The 5,279-nt window shown below is 43.3% G+C and carries 3 protein-coding genes and 2 pseudogenes; all 5 read right to left on the reverse strand.

The window, feature by feature from the left end; genetic code table 11:
- Window positions 1-169: pseudogene (locus HSISS2_RS10950) on the reverse strand (bifunctional ornithine acetyltransferase/N-acetylglutamate synthase); the annotation flags it as partial.
- 28 nt (window positions 170-197) lie between these two features.
- Window positions 198-1,219 (reverse strand): annotated as a pseudogene (gene argC / locus HSISS2_RS06175) (N-acetyl-gamma-glutamyl-phosphate reductase).
- Window positions 1,220-1,344: 125 nt separating this feature from the next.
- Window positions 1,345-2,526: a pyridoxal phosphate-dependent aminotransferase gene (locus HSISS2_RS06180; protein ID WP_021145913.1), complete on the reverse strand. Its 1,182-nt coding sequence runs from the start codon at window positions 2,524-2,526 to the stop codon at window positions 1,345-1,347.
- A gap of 9 nt (window positions 2,527-2,535) precedes the next feature.
- Window positions 2,536-3,318 carry a carbon-nitrogen family hydrolase gene (locus HSISS2_RS06185; RefSeq protein WP_021145914.1) on the reverse strand — a complete coding sequence of 261 codons (783 nt, stop codon included), beginning with the start codon at window positions 3,316-3,318 and terminating at the stop codon, window positions 2,536-2,538.
- A 132-nt stretch (window positions 3,319-3,450) separates the two neighbouring features.
- Window positions 3,451-5,279 (reverse strand): LD-carboxypeptidase LdcB/DacB (gene ldcB / locus HSISS2_RS06190; RefSeq protein ID WP_042767044.1); only part of this gene is annotated, 1,829 nt, incomplete at its 5' end.

The raw sequence follows: 5,279 nt of genomic DNA on the forward strand, positions 1-5,279 counted from the left end.
ATCAAAAGGAGCTGCAATAACCTTATTGGTCGTGTAAACCCCTGCCACACTGGCTGGCTTTTTCAGAGACAATCCAACCAAAATCCATTTTTCTCTTTTTAAATCCTGCATGTAGCCCATCAGCTGAAAAACCAAGCGGACTGGCAATCGTTCCATCTATGACTTTCATATTTTTTCTCCTATTTCTGTTCTTATCTCTACAAGTATGACGGTGTCATAAGCAAACCTTCTGTCTCATCCCACCCCTGCATGAGGTTGAGATTTTGAACCGCTTGGCCAGCAGCACCCTTGATCAAATTATCAATGACTGAAATAACCGTCAGAACATTGGTTTTCTCATTATAGGCAAATCCGATATCAGTAAAATTCGATCCAATGACATTATGGAGCTCTGGTAAATTATCTTGCACACGTACAAAAGGTTTATCATCATAAGCTTTTGCAAAGGCTGAAGCGACATCAGAGACAGCTACATCCTTCTTTAATTTGCAATAAACGGTAGCCATAATCCCACGATTAACCGGTAAAAGCGACGTTGAAAACTGAATCTCCGGCATATCAGCATCAAAAGCCCTCAAAGTCTGGACAATCTCTGGAATATGCTGATGATGATTGAGCTTATAGGTCACATAATTATCGTGAACATTGACAAAATGGCTAGACTCACTAAGCGCCTTACCAGCACCAGTCAAACCAGACTTAGCATCCACGATGACGCTATCTATCTCAATCAAACCAGCAGCAACCAAAGGAATCAAGACCAATTCTGTCGCCGTCGCGTAACATCCAGGATTGGCAATAAATTTTTATCCTTTACATCTGTATATTCTGACAATGCGTATGTAAATTTATTCAAAATCATTTCCTTAGCAGGTGATTTTTTATACCATTTTTCATAAATGGAAGCCGGCAAGCGATGATCTCCAGATAAATCAATAATAGGAAAGCCAGCCTGAACAAATTCTTCTGCCAATGAACTAGCAACTCCAGAAGGTGTGGCAAAGAAGACTAAGTCTGCCTTTTCCATAATCTTTTGGGCATCGAAAGCTTCTATTTCTAAATCACAAACACCTGTCAAATAGGGATACACTTCAGACAATCGTCGGCCTACTTCCTTGGTTGCGTGAATAGAAACAAGTTCTGCTTTTTTATGATTATTCAAAATTTTAACTAACTCTAAACCACTATAACCAGTGATACCAACGATTGAAATTTTCATTTATGCACTCCTTTTGAATAAATATGTGATTAGTTTATTGTATTTTTATTCATTTGTCAAGAGAAAAATGCAAAAATATGAAAAAACAAGCAGTATTTTCCAACCACTTGTTTCATAAATGCTATTTAATGATCAAATAAATGCAAATCTGCAATACGATTGACGGCCTCGACAAGACGTTCAGGCTCTACTAGCAGTCCGATACGAACATAAGCATCTCCCGCTGGTCCAAATCCTTTGCCTGGTGCCACAGCAACATGGGCCTTCTCAAGCAAAAGATCTGCAAAACTTTCACTGGTGTAGCCCTCAGGTACAGGCATCCAAGCATAGAAGGAACCTTTAGATGGAAAGGCCTGCCAGCCAATCTTAGCTGCTGCTTGCGTAAAAGCATCTCGACGGCTATCATAAACCGCATTTAGTTTGGCCACTGCCTCCTCAGATTTAGGATCTAAGAGGGCAGCAATCCCAGCATCCTGCAAAGCGGGAAAAATTCCCACAAAAAGGTGGTCCTGAATGAGGTTTAAGGCTTCAACCATCTCAGCATTTCCAGCCGCAAAAGCCAAGCGCCAACCTGCCATATTAAAGGTTTTTGAGAAGGTATAAAACTCAATTCCTACATCCTTGGCACCGGGTACCGATAAAAAACTAGGATTCTCATCCCCTTGATAACCCAAAGCCCCGTAGGCCAAATCACTCACCACTCCTACCTCGTAGGTCTTAGCCCAGGCAACCAATTTTTCATAAAATGCCTTTGTCGCCACAGCCCCCGTAGGATTATTAGGGTAATTGATATAGATAAACTTAGCACGACGAGCTGTCTCCTCAGGAATAGCTTCCAAATCTGGCAAAAAATCATTTTCAGCCGTCAAAGGAAAGGTCTCATAGGTTACACGGGCCAGAATCACTCCCGACAAGTAGTCAGGGTAACCTGGGTCAGGCAGGAGCAAAAGGTCACCAGGATTCATCAAGGCTAAAGGCAATTCCACAAGGCCAATCTTAGCCCCACCTGTGACACAAATCTCACGCTCCGCATCCAAATCAATCCCATAATGTTTCTTGTAAAAACTTGTAGCTGCTTCCTTGAAGGGACGATTGCTACGAAACTGAGAATACTTGTGGCTAGCTGGATTATGGGCTGAGGTACATAAGGCCTCAACAATATGGTCATAAGTCGGCTGGTCTGGATTTCCCTGGCCAAGGTTGATCACATCTGCACCTTCAGCTATCTTGGCATTCACCTTGGCTACCAACCCTGCAAAAAACTGTTTTGGCAATTCTTTCAATAAATCAGATTCTTCAAATAACATAAACACTCCTTAATGATACAAGTCCGTGCGACGGTCCTCAAAAACGGGAATTTGACCTCGAACTCGGTCCACCTCTTCAAGATTAATATCAGCCGTAAAAATGCCCTCCTCATGTTCCTTGGCCTGCAAGACTACATTTCCCAGAGGATCTATAACCATGGAATGTCCCGAAAAGACATCGTCTGGTCCTGCTCCGACACGGTTAACAGCTACCACAAAGGCTTGGTTTTCAACCGCACGCGCCTTGAGTAAAATCTCCCATTGTTGCACACGAGGCTCAGGCCACTGAGCTACCACAAAAAGCACCTTGACCCCTTGCGCCATCTGTGTTCGCACCCATTCAGGAAAACGAATATCGTAACAAATAACACTAGCCGCTGTCACACCATCAAGCTCAAAAACAGACTCCACAGTCCCAGCCGACATATACTGGTCCTCCGCCATCAATCCGAAAAGATGGACCTTACTGTAGGTATTGATTAAGTCCCCAGACTTATTGTAGACATAGGTTGTATTGTAGAATTTGCCATCTTTCTCAATGGCAACAGACCCTCCGAGAATAGCCACAGCATGTTCTCTGGCAAAATGAGATAAGAGAGCTTGAGATTCCAGTCCATCCTTATCCGCAATACCGTCAAGTTCATCTAAAGCATAGCCTGTATTCCACATTTCAGGAAGCACAATAACATCGGGATTGTCATCAAGCGCCCTTTCCAACATCTCTTTCACGTGTTTTACATTTTCAGCAGGCTGTCCGTGAGCAACATCCATCTGTACCAATGCGATTTTCATAGTAACCTCGATTCTATATTAACCATTATAGCACTCCAAAAGACGTCACAAAAATTGAAAAATTCAATCTCCTGATAAAGAGAGGCTATCAAAAAAGGCTGGACACGTTGTCCAACCTGATTCTTTATCTCATTAAGCAATATCGACGTAACGACGAGCACCACTTGCGGTCATGTATGAGAGCCATGTGTGACCATCGGCTGTCAAAACCTTATCGTAGTTAACGCTCATACCCTTATCATAGTAGGCCAATTCTGGGCTTGAAACCTTGGCTTCTGCCTTAATTGACGCACGGCCTGTAAAGGTATAACGGCCTGACTCTGGGAGACTTGGTTTCGCAGTTGGTTGACTTGCTTCAGCCTTAGCTGCAACAATATCAACGTAACGGCGGGCACCGCTTGCTGTCATGTATGAAAGCCATTGATGACCATCGGCTGTCAAAACTTTGTCATAGTTAACGCTCATACCCTTGTCATAGTAGGCCAACTCTGGGCTTGAAACCTTAGCTTCTGCCTTGATTGACGCACGACCTGTAAAGGTATAAGTGCCTGATTCTGGCAGACTTGGTTGGTCCGCTGGTTTCGCAACCGGTTTGGCTTCTGGTTTAGTTTCTGTAGCTTTAACTGTTGCAATATCAACGTAACGACGGGCACCGCTTGCTGTCATGTATGAAAGCCATTGATGACCATCGGCTGTCAAAACCTTGTCGTAGTTTACAGTCATACCCTTATCATAGTAGGCCAATTCTGGGCTTGAAACTTTGGCTTCTGCCTTAATTGACGCACGACCTGTGAAAGTATAAGTTCCTGTCGCTGGAAGACTTGGTTGGTCCGCTGGTTTAGCAACTGGTTTGGCTTCTGGTTTAGTTTCTGTAGCTTTAACTGTTGCAATATCAACGTAACGACGGGCACCGCTTGCTGTCATGTATGAAAGCCATTGATGACCATCAGCTGTCAAAACCTTATCGTAGTTAACGCTCATACCTTTATCATAGTAGGCCAATTCTGGGCTTGAAACCTTAGCTTCTGCCTTGATTGACGCACGACCTGTGAAGGTATAAGTTCCTGTCGCTGGAAGGTTAATGGCACCTGTAGTGGCTGGTTTGCTTTCAGCAGGTTTGCTGCTAGTAGCATAATCGCCACCTTCGATACCGAAGTATTCTTCCAAACTCAAGCCTGAATCGTGAATATCTTTAGCTTCTTTACCCACATAGCGGATGTGCCATGCTTCTGGCATGTAGCCAGTTGAAGCTTCTTTACCTGCTTGGAAACGCACGATAAAGCCATAGTTATGTGCATTATCTTTAAGCCATTGACTAGCTCGTGCATCCTCAAGCAAGTTACCAGATTTATCAGTCAAGTCAAAGACCAAACCAGTTTGGTGTTCGCTAAATCCAGGACGAGCTGAGTAACGGTCCGCAGCTGCTTGACCATCACGGCTTACGTAGTTGTCGTAAAGAGTCTTTTGATAATCGTAAGAACGGAAACCACTGTATGAACGTCCAACATTCAAACCTTGGTTAATCATATCGTCACGAAGACGAACAAAGGCTGCTTTAGCTGTAGGATTTTCACCTGGGTTATAGTCCTTAGAAAGACCGTGTTTTTTATTGACAATAATAATATCATCGTATTTACCACGAACACTGTAATAAGAACCGTTATTGGTCAATTTCCCTGTTACATGGGATTCATTAGATTGAGGGACTGTGGCTGTAGTTTCGGTAATATAAGTTCGTTTACCATCCAACATATAGTAAAGATGAACAGAATAGCTACCAGCATCGCCCTTGTGGCTGGCTGTATCGACATGAACCTTGTAGCTACCGTCTGATTGTTTATCAGCATGGTACCATGTAAGGTCATCTTGACCATTCTTATCTGACCAAATTGGAACACGAACTTCTTGAACTGTCTTGCCACCACCTGAAACATTAGTTACGACAACATCAAAGCCGTTAG

It is taken from the genome of Streptococcus sp. HSISS2, from assembly GCF_000448665.1.
In the GTDB taxonomy this organism is placed as follows: domain Bacteria; phylum Bacillota; class Bacilli; order Lactobacillales; family Streptococcaceae; genus Streptococcus; species Streptococcus raffinosi.